This is a genomic window from Aquisphaera insulae, from assembly GCF_011064615.1.
GTDB lineage: Bacteria > Planctomycetota > Planctomycetia > Isosphaerales > Isosphaeraceae > Aquisphaera > Aquisphaera insulae.
Genome location: NZ_JAALJH010000002.1, coordinates 14,269 through 32,270 on the forward strand (window position 1 = coordinate 14,269; position 18,002 = coordinate 32,270).

At 70.2% G+C, this 18,002-nt stretch carries 9 protein-coding genes; 1 reads left to right on the forward strand and 8 read right to left on the reverse strand.

Going from position 1 to position 18,002, the window contains the following annotated elements:
* Positions 1-1,125, forward strand: coding sequence for a cellulase family glycosylhydrolase (locus tag G6O54_RS01280; protein ID WP_165219389.1), 1,125 nt, complete (start codon positions 1-3; stop codon positions 1,123-1,125).
* Between the two features lie 45 nt (positions 1,126-1,170).
* Here the strand turns inward: G6O54_RS01280 and G6O54_RS38495 are convergent, their stop codons facing one another.
* From G6O54_RS38495 to G6O54_RS01320, 8 genes are all read right to left on the reverse strand, one after another.
* Entirely contained in the window at positions 1,171-5,091 is a 3,921-nt protein-coding gene (locus G6O54_RS38495) for an Ig-like domain repeat protein (RefSeq protein WP_165219391.1), read from the reverse strand.
* A gap of 443 nt (positions 5,092-5,534) precedes the next feature.
* Positions 5,535-6,674 carry a lipase family protein gene (locus G6O54_RS01290; RefSeq protein ID WP_165219393.1) on the reverse strand — a complete coding sequence of 380 codons (1,140 nt, stop codon included), beginning with the start codon at positions 6,672-6,674 and terminating at the stop codon, positions 5,535-5,537.
* 150 nt (positions 6,675-6,824) lie between these two features.
* Positions 6,825-7,802 (reverse strand): hypothetical protein, encoded by a 978-nt coding sequence (locus G6O54_RS01295; protein WP_250846661.1) that lies wholly within the window; start codon positions 7,800-7,802, stop codon positions 6,825-6,827.
* A gap of 21 nt (positions 7,803-7,823) precedes the next feature.
* Positions 7,824-10,190, reverse strand: coding sequence for a glutamine amidotransferase (locus G6O54_RS01300; RefSeq protein WP_165219395.1), 2,367 nt, complete (start codon positions 10,188-10,190; stop codon positions 7,824-7,826).
* Entirely contained in the window at positions 10,187-13,879 is a 3,693-nt protein-coding gene (locus tag G6O54_RS01305) for a DUF4175 family protein (protein WP_165219397.1), read from the reverse strand. Before G6O54_RS01305 ends, G6O54_RS01300 begins: the two co-directional genes overlap by 4 nt.
* Positions 13,876-15,969, reverse strand: coding sequence for a BatA domain-containing protein (locus G6O54_RS01310; protein ID WP_165219399.1), 2,094 nt, complete (start codon positions 15,967-15,969; stop codon positions 13,876-13,878). The genes G6O54_RS01305 and G6O54_RS01310 overlap by 4 nt, the downstream gene beginning before the upstream one ends.
* Positions 15,966-16,961: a DUF58 domain-containing protein gene (locus G6O54_RS01315; protein ID WP_165219401.1), complete on the reverse strand. Its 996-nt coding sequence runs from the start codon at positions 16,959-16,961 to the stop codon at positions 15,966-15,968. The genes G6O54_RS01310 and G6O54_RS01315 overlap by 4 nt, the downstream gene beginning before the upstream one ends.
* The gene (locus G6O54_RS01320; RefSeq protein ID WP_165219403.1) at positions 16,958-17,968 is read right to left on the reverse strand and encodes an AAA family ATPase; all 1,011 of its coding nucleotides are present in this window, start codon (positions 17,966-17,968) and stop codon (positions 16,958-16,960) included. Before G6O54_RS01320 ends, G6O54_RS01315 begins: the two co-directional genes overlap by 4 nt.
* Positions 17,969-18,002: the final 34 nt, after the last annotated feature.

Here is an 18,002-nt window from a genome sequence, read left to right on the forward strand (position 1 = left end):
ATGAAGCCGGCGAGCATCGGATTGGCCTTCATCCTGATGGCAAGCCTTCCCGATGCCGCCGTGCGCGGGGCCGATCCCCCCCGGCTCGAGCGGATCCGCGTCTCGCCCGACGGCCGGCGATTCATCCTGGCGGAGAGCGGGCGAGCCTTCCTGCCCTGGGGCTTCAACTACCTGGGCAAGTTCGACCATCTGGCCGAGGATGACTGGGGAACCCACGAAGGCTGGAAGCGGATCGAGGCCGACTTCCGCGAGATGAAGCGGTTGGGCGCCAACGTCGTCCGCTGGCATCTCCAGTTCGAGACCTTCGTGAAGGCCGTCGACCGCGTCGACGCCGACCAGCTTGGCCGGCTGAAGAGGCTGCTCGTCCTGGCCCGCGAGACGGGCCTCTACCTCGACCTGACCGGCCTGAACGGCTTCCGCAAGGATCGCATCCCGGCCTGGTACGATGCGCTGGTCGAGGCCGACCGCTGGAAATGCCAGGCCCTCTTCTGGGACGCCGTGGCACGCACCTGCGCGGGCGATTCGACGGTCTTCTGCTACAACCTGATGAATGAGCCGGTCATCGGCGAGCCGAGACCGGATGAGCCTCCCTGGGTGACCGGCGAGCTCGGCGGCTTCTACTTCGTCCAGCGGATCTGCAACAAGCCGGCCGGCCGGAAAGCCGAGGACATCGCCGAATCGTGGGTGAAGTCCCTCGTCGCCGCGATCCGCCGCCATGACAAGGTCACCCTGATCACGGTCGGCGACATCGCCTGGACGGTGATCTGGCCGGGCGGCAAGCCGGCGTTCGCCTCGCCGCAGGTCGTGCGGCACCTCGACTTCGTCGGCGTCCACATCTATCCCGCCACGGGGCGCATCGACAAGGACATTGCCGCGCTGGAGCCCTACGACGTCGGCAAGCCGCTCGTCGTCGAGGAGATCTTCCCGATGACCTGCTCCCTGGCCGACCTGGATCGCTTCGTCGACGCCTCCTCCCCCCGCGTCGACGGCTGGATCGCTCACTTCTTCGGGTCCACCCCCGCCGAGCATCGCGCCGGGGCCAGGCCCGCCGGGCCCTTGACCGCCGACTTCCTTGAATACTGGGCCGCGAAGGGACCGAAGGTCCAGGCCGGATCTCATCAATAGATGCGGTCGTGTCAGGTTCCGCCGCGGCGGAACCGATCGGCTCTGCTATACGAGCGATTTCTTCGTCAGCTTCGGCAGGGTCACGGTCGTCGCGAGGAAGTTGGCCTCGCCGCCGTAGACGATCGTGATCGTCTTGTTCAGCAGCTTCTGCGACTTGAAGGAGAGCGTCGCCTGGCCGTCGACGACGGCCGCCGTGCCGAGCGTCTTGACCTTGATCTTCTTCCTCTGCTTCACCAGAAGCTCGAAGATGACCTGGCCGGTCGGCACGCCGCTTCCGGGGGCCTGCGGTACGACCTGGGCGGTCATGAGGATCGACTGCAATTTCTTCTTCTTGAGCACCTTGTGGGGCACGGCGACGATCCTCGCGGCGTCCGGGCTGACGGCCGCGCTCGCCGGCTTCGATCGGGAGCCGAGGTAATCGGTGCCTCCGTCGTAGGACGCCGTGATCGCGTGCGATCCGGTCGCCAGGGCCGCGGTCGTGAGCGTGGCCTTGCCGGAGCTGTCCACCGGGACCGTCCCCAGCGGCGTCGATCCTTCGAGGAAGGTCACGGTGCCGCCCGGCGTGCCCGCCGCCACGACCGTCGCGACCAGGGTGAGGGGCTGGCCGTAGACCGCCGCGGAGGAGCTCGACGCCAGGGTGAGCGTGGCCTCGGCCCGGTCGATCGTAAACGTGGCGGGCGCGGACTGGACGGCGGCGAAATTGGCGCTCCCGGCGAAGCTTGCCACGACGGTGTAGGTCCCGGCGTGGGTCGGCGGGGACGCTCCGAGGTTCGTCCCCGAGATCGTCGGCCCGGCGTAGTAGGTCAGCGTCGGAGCGACGCCCTCCAGGTCAATCGCCGGCGCGCCGTGGGTGCCGCCGAGTGAGTAGGTGGCGGCGTGGGTGCCGCCGTCGTACGTGCCCTCCTCGGCCGAGACGCCGAGACCGGGAACGGCCTTGACGACGTCGATCCTGGCGGTGGCCGAGACCGGCGCGTAGTCCGCGGTATCGGCCGGCGTGAAGAGGACCGTGAGCACCTGCCCCGCGCCCGCCTTCAACGTAGCGCCCGCGGCCGGGGCATAGACGAAGGTCCCGGGCACGGACGCGATGGCGGCAAGTTGCGCGGCACCGAGAGTCGTCCCATAAGTGATCGGCGAGGGAGCCGGCCAGGTGACGACCGGTGACATCCTCGTCACGTCGATCGTCGTCGTCGCCGAGGCGGCGTTGAAGTCGGCCGGATCATCGGGCGTGAAGACGACCGAGAGGACCTGCCCCGCACCGGCCTTGAGCACCGTCCCGGCGGCCGGCGTGTAGACGAACGTCCCGGGGACCGGGGAATTCGCGTCGAGCTGGGCGGCGCCCAGTGCCGTCCCGTAGACGATGCTCGCCGGATTCGGCCAGGTGATCGCGGGCGTTGCCTTCTGGACGTTAATCGTCACCGAGGCCGATGAAGCCTGGTAGTCGACGGCGTCGGCCGGCGTGAAGGTGACCGAGAGCGTCTGCCCGGCACCCGCCTTGAGGATCGTCCCGGCGGCCGGAGTGTAGGCGAAGGTGCCGGGTACGGACGCGGTCGCGTCGAGCTGGGCGGCGCCGAGGGCCGTCCCGTAGGCGATGTCCGTGGGCGTGGCCCACGCGAGCGTGATCGGGGCCTTCAGGACCTTGATCGAGGTGGTCGCCGTGACCGTGGCGAAGTCGACGGTATCGGCCGGCGTGAAGGTGACCGAGAGCGTCTGCCCGGCACCCGCCTTGAGGATCGTCCCGGCGGCCGGAGTGTAGGCGAAGGTGCCGGGTACGGAGGCGGTCGCGTCCAGCTCCGATGTGCCCAGTGCCTTGCCGTAGGTGATGTCGGCGGGGCTCGGCCAGGTGATCGTCGGCGTGGCCTTGAGGACGTTGATCCGGGTCGTCGCCGTGGCCGCGTTGTAGTTGGTTCCGTCGGTCGGAATGAATGAGACCAACAGTGATTGCCAAGCCCCGGCCTTCAGGGCCGTGCCGGCGGCCGGCGTGTAGGTGAATGTGCCGGGGACCGGGGACGTCGCGTCGAGTTGGGTGGCGCTCAGAACCGTCCCATAGACGATATCGGCGGGACTGGGCCAGAGGATCGACGGCGTGGCCCGGGTGACGGTGAGGGTGCTGGTCGCGGCCGCGGGGGCGAAGTTGCTGTCTCCGGCGTAGGCGAACTGGATCGTATAGGGCGAGCCGGAGGTGGGCAGCGAGGAGGCGTTGAAGGTGGTGGAGAAGGTGCCTATGGTGTCGACCGTCGCCGACTTCTGGACGCCGTTCAGGGTCACGACGACGGTCTGGGCCTGCGGGACGAAGGTGCCGGCCAGCCAGCCGTCGATCGTCACGTTCGTGGTGCCGTAGGTGATGGTCGGGCTGGCCAGGCCGAAGAAGCTGGTCGCGATCAGGTTGTGGAGGTTGAAGGCGACCGAGTCCGTACCGACCGTGGCGGTGACGGTGTAGAAGCCCAGGGTCGAGTTGGCCGTGGCGACCACGGAGGCGATGCCGGACGCGTCGGTCGTCGCGGTCGTGCTCGAGAGGCTCGCCGAGGCACCGTTCGTGGGCGTGCTGAAGCTCACGACGCCGCCGGCCGCCGGCTCGAGGGGGTCGTTGGCGACGACGGCCACGGCCAGGGGCCTGGCGAAGGCGGTCCCGGTTGCGGTGGCCTGCGGGGTACTCCCCGGGACCGCAGAGATCGTGAATCCCTGACTCTGATAGGCGCCGATGTCGGGGCTTGCGAGGCGGATCGGCTTGCCCCGCTGGTCTGTCGTGATCCCGCTCGCGACGGCACCGGCGCCCAGGGCCGGGCTCCCCGGCAGCAGGGCCCGCGTCTGCGTGGGGCCGCCGTAGTTGCCCAGGGGCGAGAGGTGGGGATCGGTCACGCCGACGATGTTGCCGTCTTCTCCGTCGACCAGGCTGTTGTTCCCGATCGTGCCGACGAGATTGTAGGAGCCGCTGAGGTTGGCGTTGCCATCGATGTCATGGCCGTTGGTGCTGCCGCTGGAGTTGCCCGCGACGATCGTGTTGAAGAGGACTGTCGTGCCCTGATTGATCAGGCCCCCGCCCTCCCTCTGGCTCGTGTTCCCCGAGATCGTGCAGCTCGTGATGGTGCACGTCCCGCTCATGACGTCCACCCCGCCGCCGATGCCGGGGGTCGTATTGCCGGTGATCGTGCACTCGGTCAGGTTGCATATGCCGTCGAAGATCGCCACACCGCCGCCGTCCCCCGGGCCGAAGTTGTCCGAGATGGTGCAGCGGGTCATCTCGACCGTGCCATGGTTGGTCGCGATCCCGCCGCCGAGGCGCCAGCCGCTCTTGTTGTTGGAGAGGGTGCTGTCGGTCACGGTGAGGTTGTTGTTGTTATTGATGGCGCCGCCGCCGGACTGGCTGAAGTTCCCGGAGATCACGCAGTCGGCCACCGTCATCGTGGCGTCGTAGAAGCTCTCGATGCCGCCGCCCCAGTTGTTCGACGTGTTGCCCGAGATCGTGCAGCCGGTCACCGTGGCCGCGCCGTCGCTGAAGATCCCGCCCCCATGGTCGGACGCGTAGCACGACTGAACGACGCAATTCCGGAGGGTCAGCGAACCGTCTTTGAGGACATTGATCCCCCCGCCGGTGCCGTTGGCCTTGCCCCCCGTGATCGTCAGTCCCGCGATCGTCGCGGTGGCGCCGCCGTCGATCTGGAACACCCGGCTGGCGTCCCCGCCGCTCACGGTGACCCCGGCGGCCTGATTCAGGATCGAGATCGAGGCCTTCGAATTGCTCAGCTCGAGCTGGCCTTGCTTCAGCGTGATGGTCTGAGGCGTTCCGAAGACGCTCGGGGCGAACGCGATGGTGCTCGGATCGGTGGCCGCGTTGGCCTGCTGGATCGCCCAGCGGAGGGTGCCGCTCACGGGGTTGTTCTGGGCGTCGAGCGTGTCGGCCGCGCTGGTGACGATGAGGTTCGAGAGCAGCCGGCGATCCTCGAGGGCCAGGATCTCCGGCCTCAACACGCTCCGGTACCGCGATCTCCTCCCCCGGGGGTCGATTTCTCGCCCCCATACCACCGACCGATCACCCCGGCCCCCTCGCTCGCGTTCCCGGCACTCCATGGCCTGCCCCTTCTCGCTCTGAGCCCGAGGACCAGGTCGCCATCGAAGCGGGCCGAAACTCGAGCCCACGCCATCCCGACGCGCCCTTCGCCGGTCTGTCGAGCGTACGAGTCGATCCTTGACGTCCCAGAATTCCCCGACTCGACCCGGGCTAACGATTCGTAAAGGGGAAGTGATGTGCGAAGCTGTGCGTGATCCGCCGTTGGATATCGATCAACTTCCCCGCACGAGAATTGAATTCTGCAACACATGGACGTGACTGTCAATCAATGTGCACTTTCTTGAAATGCCGAGCGGGTTGATCGGATCGGGGAGGCCGGACGGGGCTCCTTCGAGTCCTGGGACTACCCTCCCGCCTTGGCGAGGATCTTGGCGAGGTAACGATCGATGGCGTGGTCGCTGACGCTCGGCAGGATGCCTTCGACGGCGGGCTGACCGAGCGACTCCTGCCCGGCCGCGGCGGTCGCCGCCCGCGTCTGCAGGAGGCCGGCGCGGATCTGGTCGAACTCGCGCTGGGAGAGCATCGGAGGGTCGGGCGGGGAGGGCATGGACTCGACCACCACGCCCGCCGGCCGCTCGGCGAGGGCACCGGCCGGGCCCTCCAGGTTGCCGGCGGCGTCGAAGTGGATCAGCTTGCCGACGTGCTGGTAGAACGGAGGGACGCGCGGCACGACGTCGTCGTCGTTGACGAAGCGGAAGATCCGGCCGTCGTAGTGCTCCTCCATGAAGCCCGGGAAGTCGCCGCGGCCGACGGCGGGCTGACCGTAGGTGTAGACCCAGGCGGTCGGCAGCCTGCCTTGCCATTCCGCCGCCGCCACCATGGCGAGCGCACCGCCCAGGCTGTGGCCGGTGATCAACAGGGGCCGGTCGCCGAACGTGGTGAGGATCCTCGTCAGCTCCTCCTCGACGACCTGGAAGGCACCGAGGAAACCGCGGTGCACGGCCCCGTAGGGCCGCGTCGTCTGGACCATGTTCAGGTTGCCCAGCCAGTCGCCCAGGTTCTCGGTGCCGCGGAACGAGAGGAGGACCGCGTCGGCCGTCGAGGCGACGAAGCACTGGGTATCATCGGCCTCGACGAACCGGCAGGTCTGCATCCCCAGGACGCCCCGGCCGGTCGCCTCGACGGCCGAAGCCGGGTCGTAGGCCAGCCGGCTCGCCAGCGCGAGCGAGAGGGCCGTCTTCCAGCCGAATCGGCCGGCCGCGAGGGATTCCCTCGTGAATTTCGAGTACGGCACCGGCGGCGGTGTCGGCGTCCTCCCGAACAGGCCTTCGCGCGAGACGACGGGAGGGGCGACCGCCGAGGCGATCGCGGCCCCGGGCACGACCGCCAGCGTGGGATTGCCCAGGGAGATCGTGACCTGGATGGGGATCGTGAACGTCACGGGTGTCCCAGCACCCAGGCCGGCACCCGGCGGGGCGCCCGCCGGCTCTTCCGGCGGGGAAGGGGGGGCCTGGATGTTCCGACTGACGGTGGTCTCGCTCATCGTCCGCCCTCCCATGGGATCCTCGACGACATCCCGGCCGGCGCGACCCGGATCGGTCGCATCGCCCGACCTTGGGTATATCAGCGTCCGGAAGCGAAGGCCACGAGGTTGCCGCCGGGACCGGTCGCGATTCTTCGGCGGGAGTCCCGTTCACCGGCCCGCCGCATCGGCGGGTTTCGAGCCGTAGATCCGGGCGAGCTCGATCATCAGCGCCTCGAGCTGGGCGAAATACTCCGCGTCCGTCAGCTTCTCCTTCCTCGACCGGAGGGCCGCGACCTTGAGCTCGAGATCGTCGCGGAGCTTGCGTTGATCCGGGCTCAGCCGGCGCTCGCGGTCGCTCGGGATCAGGTGGAGTTGGTGGGCGCGAGGTCCGTCGGGCTGGGCATTGTCCTTCGCCCGCTTGACGGCGTGGACGCCGCGGAAGAAGTCCGCGGGGGTGCCCAGGCGGTCGCCGTTGTCGTCGATGAGCGGATGCTCGGTGGCCAGGCGTGACTTCGACCGGTAGAACTCGGCCGTGCGGCGGCTCGCGACCAGGAAGGACTCGAGCAGGGAGACCTGGCCGTCCTTGTCCAGGTCGGAGCCGGGATCGCCGATCGACTCCGCGAGGTACTGGCCGAAGCGGGCGTAGTTCTGCTCGTCGCCGCTCCGCGTGGCCGTCGCCACGATCCGATTCGGTCCCGAGAGCTTGCCCAGGAACGGGCCGCTCGCGGCCGTGCAGTCGAGGATCGCGACCGGCCGCTTGACCGGCCTGAGCCATTCCAGGAGCTCGCCGTCGGTCGCGTCCGGGCCGCGGAGGTTGAGCTTGGCCTCGCGGCCGTCGAAGGTCCCGTGGCCGATCAGGACCAGCCAGAGGGGTTCGTTGCCGCTCGCCCGTTCGGCCAGGGCGGCCCTGAGGCGGTCCTTGTCGGACGGATTCCCGTCAGGACCCTCGCCGATCAGGACGAACGCGGCCGATCCCTTCTCCGCGGCGGACCGCCAGAGGCCCGCCCAACGGCGGAACTCGCCGCCGTATTCCTCGTCGCCCGGCGCGCCGACGACGACGATCACGGTCGGTCGGTCGGGAGGCGAGGCGGGCGCCGTGGCCGGCGCCGGCTGACTGCACAAGGCCATCGCAAGGAGGAGCGGCATGGGGGTCATCTCGAGGGCGTGTCAGGCCAGGTTATTCAGCCGCCGCAGCGCCCACTCGGCCGTGAGGCAGGCGATGGCGAGCAGCAGGTAGGCCGGATGGTGCCAGAGCGGGGTCGTCCTCAGCTCCGTGATCGGGACGCGGCGGGACGGGAGGGATTCGACGAAGGCGCCGAGCCGATCGGCCTCCACCACCTCGCCCCCGGTCTTGGCGGCGAGGCTCGCCAGGAGCTCGCGATCGGGGGCGAGTCGGGCGAATTCCTCGGCGGCGGGCTGGGCCGCCCAGCCGGCCTCGCGTTCGCCGACCGCCGCCCCGTCGGCTGAGGTGGCGACGGCCGTGAATCGATGAGGGCCGGGCGTGCGGGCCACGTAGCTGGTCGTGTAGAGGTCGGGCTCGCGGGCATCCGGGCGGGCGTCCAGGCTCAGCGAGCCGCCGTCGGGGAGCGCGACCTTGACCACGACCTTCGCGTTGTCGAGCGGGCGATACTCGGCATCCCGGACCCGGACGGCGATGTCCACGGCTTGCGCCGGGGCGTCGTCGCGAGGCTTGACGGCGACGTCCACGCGGCCGGGGACGTCGGCGACGAGCCAACGGGCGGTCTGCCGCCACGAGCGGTCGAACTCGGTATCCTCGGCCCGCTCGCGTCGGATGCCCCAGCGCCAGAGGTCGCCGATCAGGAGCGAGGCGACGTGCCCTTTGCCGAAGGTCTGGGCGACGAGCGCCGGGAGCGTGTTGCCGTCGTCCTCGATCTCCGCCAGGGTCACGGCCCCCGGCTTGATCCGGCCGACGCGGCTGAGCGTCCCGAAAGGGGGCATGGAGGCCAGCCGCTTCTGCTCCTCCTCCTCGGTCTTCCTGGTCCGGACCCAGGGCTGGAGCCAGCCCTCGCGGGTCAGGACCAGCCGGTACTTCCCCCCGTCCAGGCTCAGCGAGGCCGGCGGTGCGTTCAGGTAGACCGGGAGCAGCTCGCCGACCGGCGTGCGGTCGTACTTCCCGTCGGCGAACGAGTCCGGGCCGCCGAGCATGAGCAGGCCGCCGCCGCGGGTCGCGACGAAGTTTCGAAGCAGGTTGAGCTGGTCCTGGGTGAAGAACGACGCCTCGATGTCGTCGATGACGATGGCGTGGAACTGGTAGAGGGCCTCGGCGGTCTTCGGGAAGCCGTCGCGGAGGTCGGCCTCGTCGGCGAGGTCGCCCAGCCGGATCAGGACCGGCTGGTCGTTCCGCTCCGCCGTCTCGGGGTCGGCGTTGTCGAAGCCCTCGTAGAAGGGGCTGATCGTCCGGTCGCGGGCCTTGCTCTGGAAGTCGAACTTCGGCTTCCGGCGGGCGATCCGCAGCAGCCCGGCAAGCTGGAGCTGATCATCCCCCTCGATCGCCCGGTGGAGGAATTTGAACTCCCAGTTCGGCCGGCCGCTGACGTAGAGGATCCGGTACGGGCCGCCCCCCTGATCGATGACCACGAGCCGGCCGTTATTGGCCAGGGTCTGCTCGGCGGACCCCGCCGGGTCGGTCCCGCGCTTCGACGATTCCTCCTCCGCGGCCGCGAAGGAGCGCACCGTGTAGAAGCGGATGCCCTTGCGATCGGGCCGGAACTGGAAGCGGAAGCTCAGCGGCTTGCCGTCGCTCGTCGCCTTCTCCTGCTGGCGCTCGACCACGTTGCCGGCCTCGTCCACCACCGCCGCGACGATCGGCTGGCCCGCGAAGCCCGTCGTCGCGACCTCGGCGCGGAGGACGACCGGCGCCGATTCGAAGTTCGTCTGGCTGGCCGCCACGTTCCGCACGCCGATGTCGCGGACCACGCCCTTCGAGGGCGGGACGACCGGATAGATCGGCGGCAGTGTCGCGCCGTCGAGGTCCGCGGCGTCGGTCCGGTTGCCGTCGGTGAAGAGGAGGACGCCGGCCAGCGGCAGGCCCTGGAATCGCTTCGAGAGCGCGGCCAGCGACGTCCCCAGCGACGACGCCGAGCCGTCGAAGGTTAGGCGATCGAAGTCGTCGATCGACCGCAGCCGGGCGTCGAAGGCGAATCGGCGGACGTCGAACTCCTGGCCGAGTCGGGCCTGCCAGCCCGGGCCCTGCCGGAGCTGGTCGCGGAGGATCTCCCCGCGAGAGTTCGATTCGCCGTCGTCGCGGATCCGGAGGCTCTGGCTGTCGTCCGCCAGGATCGCGAAGGCGTTCGCCCCCGGGCGAGGATGAGCATACGTCAGCAGCGGCTCGATCAGGATCAGGGCCAGCGCCGCGATCGCCAGCGCCTTGAGGACCGCGCAGGCGACCCGAATTGGATGGCGTGCGCGGGCCCGCGAGTAGGACCAGAGGATCGCGATCGCGGCGACGGCGGCCAGGGCCGCGGCGATCGTCCACCACTGCGGGGCACCCAGGGTCAGGCCGGTGAACCTCATCGGCCGCTCCCCAGGCGCTCATAATAGCGGCGGACGCCCTCCGCGAACTGGGGCGGGACCTGGTCCCGGTCGATCGGGACCAGCGAGTCGGGCGCGTCGCGGCGGCGGACCTCCTCGGCGATCCGATTTCGAAGCTCGCGGATCGGGTTCGCGACCAGGCCCTGGAGCTTGGTCCAGTCGGGCTCCTTCGCGTGCCGTTTGAAGTCCTCCCGGGCCCCGCGGACCCGGTCGCGGATGCGGGCCGCCTCGCCGCGGAGGTTCGGATCCTCGAGCAGCTCTTCCACGTCTCGCATGCGATCGGACCACTCGCGAAAGCCGCCTCCCGTGATCGGCCCACCGGGGCCGTTCGGATTGCCGGCATTCCCGGCCATTCGCTCCAGAGTGCGGTCGGCGTCCGAGCCGCGGCCGCGCGGGTCGCCGCCGGGGGCCTCTCGCGAGCCCTCACCGGGATTGCCCTGCGGCTGCGGCTCGTCGCGATCGCCGCCGCGGAGAGAGCCCGGCCGGCGACCCTGCTGCTGTCCCTGACCTGGTTGCTGTCCGGGTTGTTGTCCTTGACTCGATTGCTGACCGGGCTGCTGCCCCTGGCCCGGTTGCTGTCCCTGGCCCGGTTGCTGGCCTTCGGTGGGGGACTGTCCGGGCTGCTTTCCCTGTTCGCCCGGTTGAGGAGCCTGGCCCGGTTGCTGGCCGTCGCGAGGCTGCCCGGGCTGCTGGCCATTACGGTCCGTTCGCGATGGTTGTTGCCCCGTCCCGCGGGCGATCTCCCTGTCGATCTGGTCGGCGAGGTCCTCGACCTCGCGTTGGGCCAGCCGGAGCGCGGCGGTCTCGTCGCCGAGGAGGCTGCGTGCGGCCTGCTCGACGCCCTGGCGGACCTGCTCGATCCCCTCGCCGGCCTGGCGGGAGGACTTCGCGGCCTCGTCGGCGAAGCCGGCCTGGGCGAGCTTCTCGGCCTGCTGGAGCGACTGCGGGATGGCCTGCTCGTCGGCCTTGCGGGCCGTGTCGAAGAGGTTCTTGGCCAGCAACGGCTCGGACTCCTCGGCCTCCTCCACGGTCTTCTGCATCCGTTGGGAGAGCTGGTCCAGGTCCTTCCGCTGCTTCTGGAGGTCCTGGGCGAGCTTCTGCCGGTCTTCCGGGTCTCGCAGGCTCTGGCGGGCGTTCTCCTTCCAGGCGTCGAGCTTCTCCGAGAGCTTGTCCTGATTCTCGTCGAGCTGGCGGGCCTGGTTCCGCATGGCGGTCAGGTCCTCGGCGAACTGGTTGGCCGATTGCTTGCGGAGCTGATCGCGGACCTCGTTGAGCTTCTGCCCGGCGCGGGTGCCCTCGGTCAGGGCCTGGGGGACCTGGCCCTTGTCGAGGGCCTCGGACGCCTGCTGGAGGTGGTCACGGCCCTGCTGGACCTGCTGCCGGGCGTCGGCCATCCGGTCGCGGTTCTGCTCGTTCTCCATCCGCTGCTGGAGCTCGTCGGCGTCGCGGAGGATCTGCTGTTGCTGCTCGCGGAGCCGCTTGAGCTGGCGCTCGATCTCCTCCCGCGCCGCCTGCTCCTTCGCCGCCTGGAGGGCCGCCTGGAGCTCCTTGAGGCGCTCGTTGAGATCGGCCTGGCGCTGGGCCAGCTCCTTGAGGCGGCTGGTTACCTGGCGGGTCTCGCGCTGCTCCTGCTCCTTCTGGCTCTGGGGCTGCCTAGCGCGACTCTGCTCCTCGAAGCGGTCCTCCTCGTTCGACAGATCGAGCTGGTTGAGCTGCCGCTGCATGGCCTGGGCGCCGGAGGCCCGGCTCCGCTGGCGCGATCGGCTGCGGGCGACCTGGGTCTCTCGGGCCCGGAGCTTCAGGAGCGCCTGGTAGGCGAGCTGCTCGGCCGCGAGCGCCGGCGGCAGCGGGGCGACGGCCGACCTGTCGGTCGCCTCATTCAGCCGGTCGATGGCCTCCTTCATGGACTGGAGGGCCTTCTCCAGGCCCGCCTTCGAGGCCGCGTCCTGGAGCTTCTCGCCGAGGGCCGTCGCCTTCTCGACGACGGCCTCCTGGGCTTCGCGAAGGACCTTCGTGTCGGCGGCGAACGTGTTCGACAACTTCGAACCGGTCTCGCGGCGGATGATCTTCCAGGTGCCGTTGATGACGTCCTTCTGCATCTCGGCGAGCTGCTCCGCCTGCTGGGCATTGCCGCCCCCCTGCGGCCCGTCCTGCTCATTCTCGGCCGAGGCGGAGGAGGGCTGCTCGCCCTGGCGGAAGATCTCCTCGAAGGGGCGGACCTCGGCGAAGAACATGTCCCCCTCGGTCCGCCGGGGTTTGCCGTCGGGGCCGATGTCCTCGGCCCAGATCGAATAGGTGAGGAGCTGGTCGGGGGCGGTCTTGAGGGCCTCGAAGTCGACCAGGTGCTCGACCTGCGTCTTCTTCGGCCCGGGGCGGGATTCGTCCCCCAGGACGATCTCCACCGGCTCCTTGCCGGCCATCGTCAGCCGGACGCCGCGGCGGATGACCCCGAAGTCGTCGGTCACCTGGGCCTTCAGCTTCAGCTCCTCCACGGGCGAGACGCGGACGTCGTGCCCCGGCTGGCTCATGGCGATGGTCGGGGGCTTGTTCGGGGTGACGTTCAGGGCCAGGTCGGCGGCGAGCTTGTTCGATCGACCGTCGGCGTCCACCAGCCGGATCTTGTAGCGGTGCGACTGGTCGAGCGTCACCGATGCCGAGTAGACCGGGCTCCCGGGCGAGGCCGGCGGCGCCAGCGGGATCTCATTCCCCTTCTCGTCGACGAGCTTCGCCGAGGTCACCTCCTTGTTGAGGCGGAAGCGGAGCTCCGCCCTCGTCCCCTCGACGGCCGTGACGTGGCGGATGTCCTCGGCGACCTTCAGCGGCATTCCCGTGTAGCCCGGATACTCGAGCGTCGCGTCGGTCCGGACCAGCTCCGGGTTCTCGTAGACGTGGACGCGGTAGGTCGGGCTCTTGCCGCCGACGAACTCGACGTGATAGGCAAGGTCCTCGGCCACCGACTCCACCCGGCCGGCGAACGTCGGATCTTCGAGGCTGCGCGTCATCAGGGCGGCCGATGAGCCCCCCTCGACGACGAGCTTCGCCTCGGGGGGGACCGCGGCGGGGAACCGGGCGACGACCAGGAGCGGACTCCCCTTCTCGATCTCGGCGTTGCCGGGGGTGACCTCGATCTCGGTCGCCGCGGATGATGAGCTCAGAGGGTTCGCGTCGGCCCCCCCGTCCAGGGACGGGGCCTTCATCGCGGCGAAGGCGAAGACCGCCAGCAGCGAGCCGAGGCAGAGGACCTGCGCGAACCTCGTCGCCAGCAGCCAGCGGTCGGGGATCATCCTCCCCCAGTCGTGCGCACGGTTGTGCTCGACCGCCCGTTCGACGACGGCCGCCTGCAGGAATCCGAGCGGACCCGGACGGTTCAGCCCCTCCTCGACGGCCGTGATCAGCTTGGCGTCCAGGTCCGGATACGCCTGCTCGATCCGCCTGGCGATGTCGATCGGGTTCCGCGGGCCCCGCAAGGCGAGCCCCGCGATGGCGAGCCCCGCGGCGAGCGTCACGGCCGCGAGCACCGCCAGGACCTCGAACGAGGGCGATCCAGTCGCGACGATCAAGAGGACGATCAGGGCCCAGCCGGCCCAGCAGAGGGCGAGCCCTCCCCAGAGCCGGACCTCGCGGGTGCGGCGGGCGACGCGTTCCAGGGCTTCTTTCAACTCCCGGATCATGAGCCGTGGTCCTCCGCATGATTCGCCCGGGGCCGGCCGCGCCAGCCCCCGAGCCAGGTCTCGACGATCAGGATGGCCAGGACGGCCAGGATGAGCGGTCGCCAGAGTTTCTGCCGGCCCTCGAGCTCCTCGACCTGCAACTGGCGCATCGACTCGCGATCGGGCTCGACGTTGGCGCCATCCTTCGCGAGGCGGCAGCCGAGCCGCTCGAGCGTCTCGGCGTCCAGCGGGGCCGTCCGGCTCTCCGCCGGATCGACGTTCACGGCGAACTCGAGCGGCCCCCGGGCCGTCTCGATCGCGTACACGCCGGGGGCGTCGGTCCCGTCGAACGACGAGGCTCCGGCCGCGAGCGTCGCCGCGGATCCGTCCGGCTTGCGGACGGATCCCGACCCCTCCGGCAGGGGGATCCGGTCGCCGACGAGCCGCTGGGGCGAGAAGGCTGGATCGACATTCGGGCCGGAGAGCAGCCCCTCCATGAGCGGCAGGAACTTGGACGACCGCGCGAGCTGGCTGTCGGCCGGGGTCCAGCCGCTCGTCATGATGACGAGCCGGCCCTTGCCCACGGCCTGCTCGACGATCGCCGGATCTCCCCCCTCGAACCGGGCCAGGATGCGGGCACCCTTCAGCCCGTCCGCGGCGAGCCGGCGGTGCTTCCAGAACCGGATCTTCGTGAAGTCGTTGAACTGGGGGGAGGAGAAGGGGGCGAAGAGGGGATGATCGAAGGCGATCTCGGTCAGCATCGCATCGCCCTTCGTCGGTGCGTCCTCGACGACCAGGTCCGGCGCGTCCGCGAGGGCCGCGAGCGTGGGCACGGTCCCCGCCGCACCGGCCACGGCCAGCACGGTCCCGCCGTCGTTCGCGAAGGCACGGAGGCGGCCGGCATTCTCCGGCGACGTCTCCGCCGCCGCGACGATCAGGGGTATGGAAGGGCCGGGGGGGATTGTCAGCGGGGCATCCGGGGGGCGGGCCTCGGCCGTGACGGGACGTCTCGACGTCCCCTCGAAGGCTCGTTTCAGGTAATAGAGCAGTCCCGAGGGATCGTCGGGCCTGTCGCGGCCCAGGAAGAGGACGACGGCCGGCTGCCGCGTCTCGCCGGCCAGGAACAGGGTGTTGTCGAAGTCGTCGGTGTCCCCGCCCAGCCTGAGCTCGCGTCCCGCGGGGCTGCCGGCGGGCCTTGGCACCCGGACGACGCGGCTCTCGCCCGGTGGCACGTAGGCGGGGACGGGCTGGCCCTTGCCGTCGGCCCAGGTCAGGGAGAAGTTCTCCTTCCTCGATCCGGCGTCATTCGTGACGCGAACCCGCAGCTCGTTGCCGGCTTCTCCTTCCTTGGCGTCGACCGGATCCCGGCCGATGATCGGGCTGAGGCCGGCGTTGGAGCCGTCCGACGCGACGGGCTTCAGCTCCAGCTCCACCTCGCGCGGCCACTCGAAGTTGCCCAGGGCGTCGAGATCGCTCCCCTGCTGGAGGTCGCTCACCAGGACGATCCGCCGGCCCAGCTTGGCGGTGTCTCCTTTCGCATCGCCCGCGTCCTCGATCTCGGCGGCGGCGTGGATCAGGGCCCGGCCAAGGTTCGTCGCCCGCCACCCCGGCGCAAGCTGTCCCACGAGCGACCGAGCGACCACGCCCCGGCGGGTCGGGTCGAGCTTCGCCGACTCGTCGAATCCCAGGAGCGTCCGCGGCGAGCCGTCGAAGGCGATCACGGCGAGCTGGTCGCCGGGGAGGCAGCCGTCGATGACCCCGGCCGCGGCGGCCTTCGCCCTCGACCAGAGGTCCGCCCGCTTCATGCTCGCGCTGGTGTCGATCAGCAGGGCGATGCGGCGATCCCCCTGGCCCAGGCTCATCGCGGCCGGCTCGCGGAGGAAGGGCCGGGCGAACGCGAACGCCAGCAGCGCCAGGGCCGCCGCCCGGAGCAGGAGCAGGAACCACTGGTCCAGGCGGCTCCGCCGGGTCAGGCGGGGGGGCGACGGCTCGAGGAACATCAGCGAGCTGAAGGGCGTCTCGCCGCGGGTCGTCCGGCGGATCAGGTGGAGCACGATCGGCGCCGCGATCGCGAGGGCGCCGAGGAGGTAGAGCGGCGTGAGGAAGCTCATCGCGGGCCTCCTCGCGAGGCCGCCGCCGAGGGCCGCCGGTTGGGGGAGGCCGACCGCCTGAACCGGGCCTTGAGCAGGTCGAAGAGCATCAACTCGAGCGGGGCATCGGTCGAGATCGGCTGGAATTCGACGCCGAGGTCGGTGCAGGCGCGGCGGATGGCGTCGGCGTGCTCCCGGAACCGCCTCAGGTAGCCGGCGCGGGCGGAGGCGGGGTCGACGTAGAGCTCGCGATCCGTCTCCACGTCCTGGAACATGGCGGGCGTGTCGAACCCGAATGCGACCTCGGCCGGGTCGAGGATCCGCAGGAGGATCACCTCGTGGCCGCGCGACCTCAGGTAGCCGAGCTTCGTCCGGAGGGCCTCCGCCGGCGCGAGCAGGTCGGAGATCAGGACGATGAGCCCGCGCTTGCGGACCGTGGCGGCGATCTCCTCGAGCGGCGTCGCCAGGTCGGTCGCTCGGCCCTTCGGCTCGCGATCGAGCATCCCCAGCAGGCGGCGGAAGTGGCCCGGCCTATGCCTCGGCGGCAGGTAGTCCGTGATCCGGTCCTCGAACGTGACCAGGCCCACCGCGTCGCGCTGAAGCGTCAGGAAATAGGCGATCGTGGCCGCCGCGGTCCGGGCATATTCGCACTTGGTGAACTCGCCGGAGCGATAGCCCATGGACCGGCTCGTGTCGAGCACCAGGTGACAGCGCAGGTTCGTCTCGTCCTCGAATCGCTTGACGAAATAGCGGTCGGAGCGGGCATAGAGCCGCCAATCGAGGTAGCGGGGGTCGTCGCCGGGGGTGTACTGGCGATACTCGCTGAATTCGACCGAGAAGCCGTGGAAAGGGCTGCGGTGGATCCCCTTGATGAAGCCCTCGACGGCGGCCCGGGCGCGGAGCTCCAGGCTCTTGATCCGCAGCAGGGCCCTGGGGTCGATGAGCGAGCGCGAGTCGTCCCGCGCGGCGGCGGCCTGCTTCGACGCGGTTCGCGGCCGCTCGGATGGGCTCATGACCGGGCCGGTCCTTTCACGTGCTCGAGCAGCCGGTCGATGACCGAGTCCACGCCGACGCCGTCGGCCTCGGCCCGGTAGCCGAGCAGGACGCGGTGCCGGAGCGTCGGATGGGCGAGCGCCCGGATGTCGTCCGGCGAGACGTGGAACCGGCCGGCGAGCAGCGCCCGGGCCTTGGCCCCCAGGACCAGCGACTGGGCGGCGCGGAGGCCGGCGCCCCAGCTCACCCACTCGGTGACGAACGACGGGGCGTCGGATCCCGGCCGGCTCGCCGCGGCCAGCCGGACGGCATACCGGACGACGTCCTCCGCCACCGGGACCTTGCGGACGACGTCCTGGAACTCGAGCACGTCGCTGCCGCTGAAAAGCGGCTCGACCTTCTCGGCTCTTCGCGAGGTCGTCTGCTGGACGACGGCCACCTCGTCGTCCTCCGGCAAGTAGTCGACGACCACGTTGAACAGGAAGCGGTCGAGCTGGGCCTCGGGCAGGGGATAGGTCCCCTCCATCTCGATCGGGTTCTGGGTGGCCAGGACGAAGAACGGCTCCTCGAGTGCGTAGCGGACCCCCGCGGCCGTGACCTGGTGCTCCTGCATGGCCTCGAGCAGGGCGGCCTGGGTCTTGGGAGGCGTGCGGTTGATCTCGTCCGCCAGGATCACGTTGGCGAAGATCGCCCCCTTGACGAACTGCATCCGGCGGCCGTCGGGCGTCTCCTCGAGGATCTCGGTGCCGGTGATGTCCGCGGGCATGAGGTCGGGGGTGAACTGGATCCGCTGGAACTTCAGGTGGAAGACCTGGGCGAGCGTCCGGACGAGCAGCGTCTTCGCCAGGCCGGGCGCGCCGGTGATCAGGCAGTGGCCGCCGGCGAAGAGGGCGATCAGCAGTTGCTGGGTCGCCTCCTTCTGGCCGATGATCACCTTCCCGAGCTCGCGCTCGATCCGCGTGCGGCCCTCGCGGAGCTTCTCCACGGCCTGCTTCTCGTCCTCGTAGGCTTCGACGGCTCCCGACACGATGGCTCCCTTCGGCTTCGGATCGACGTCGCGG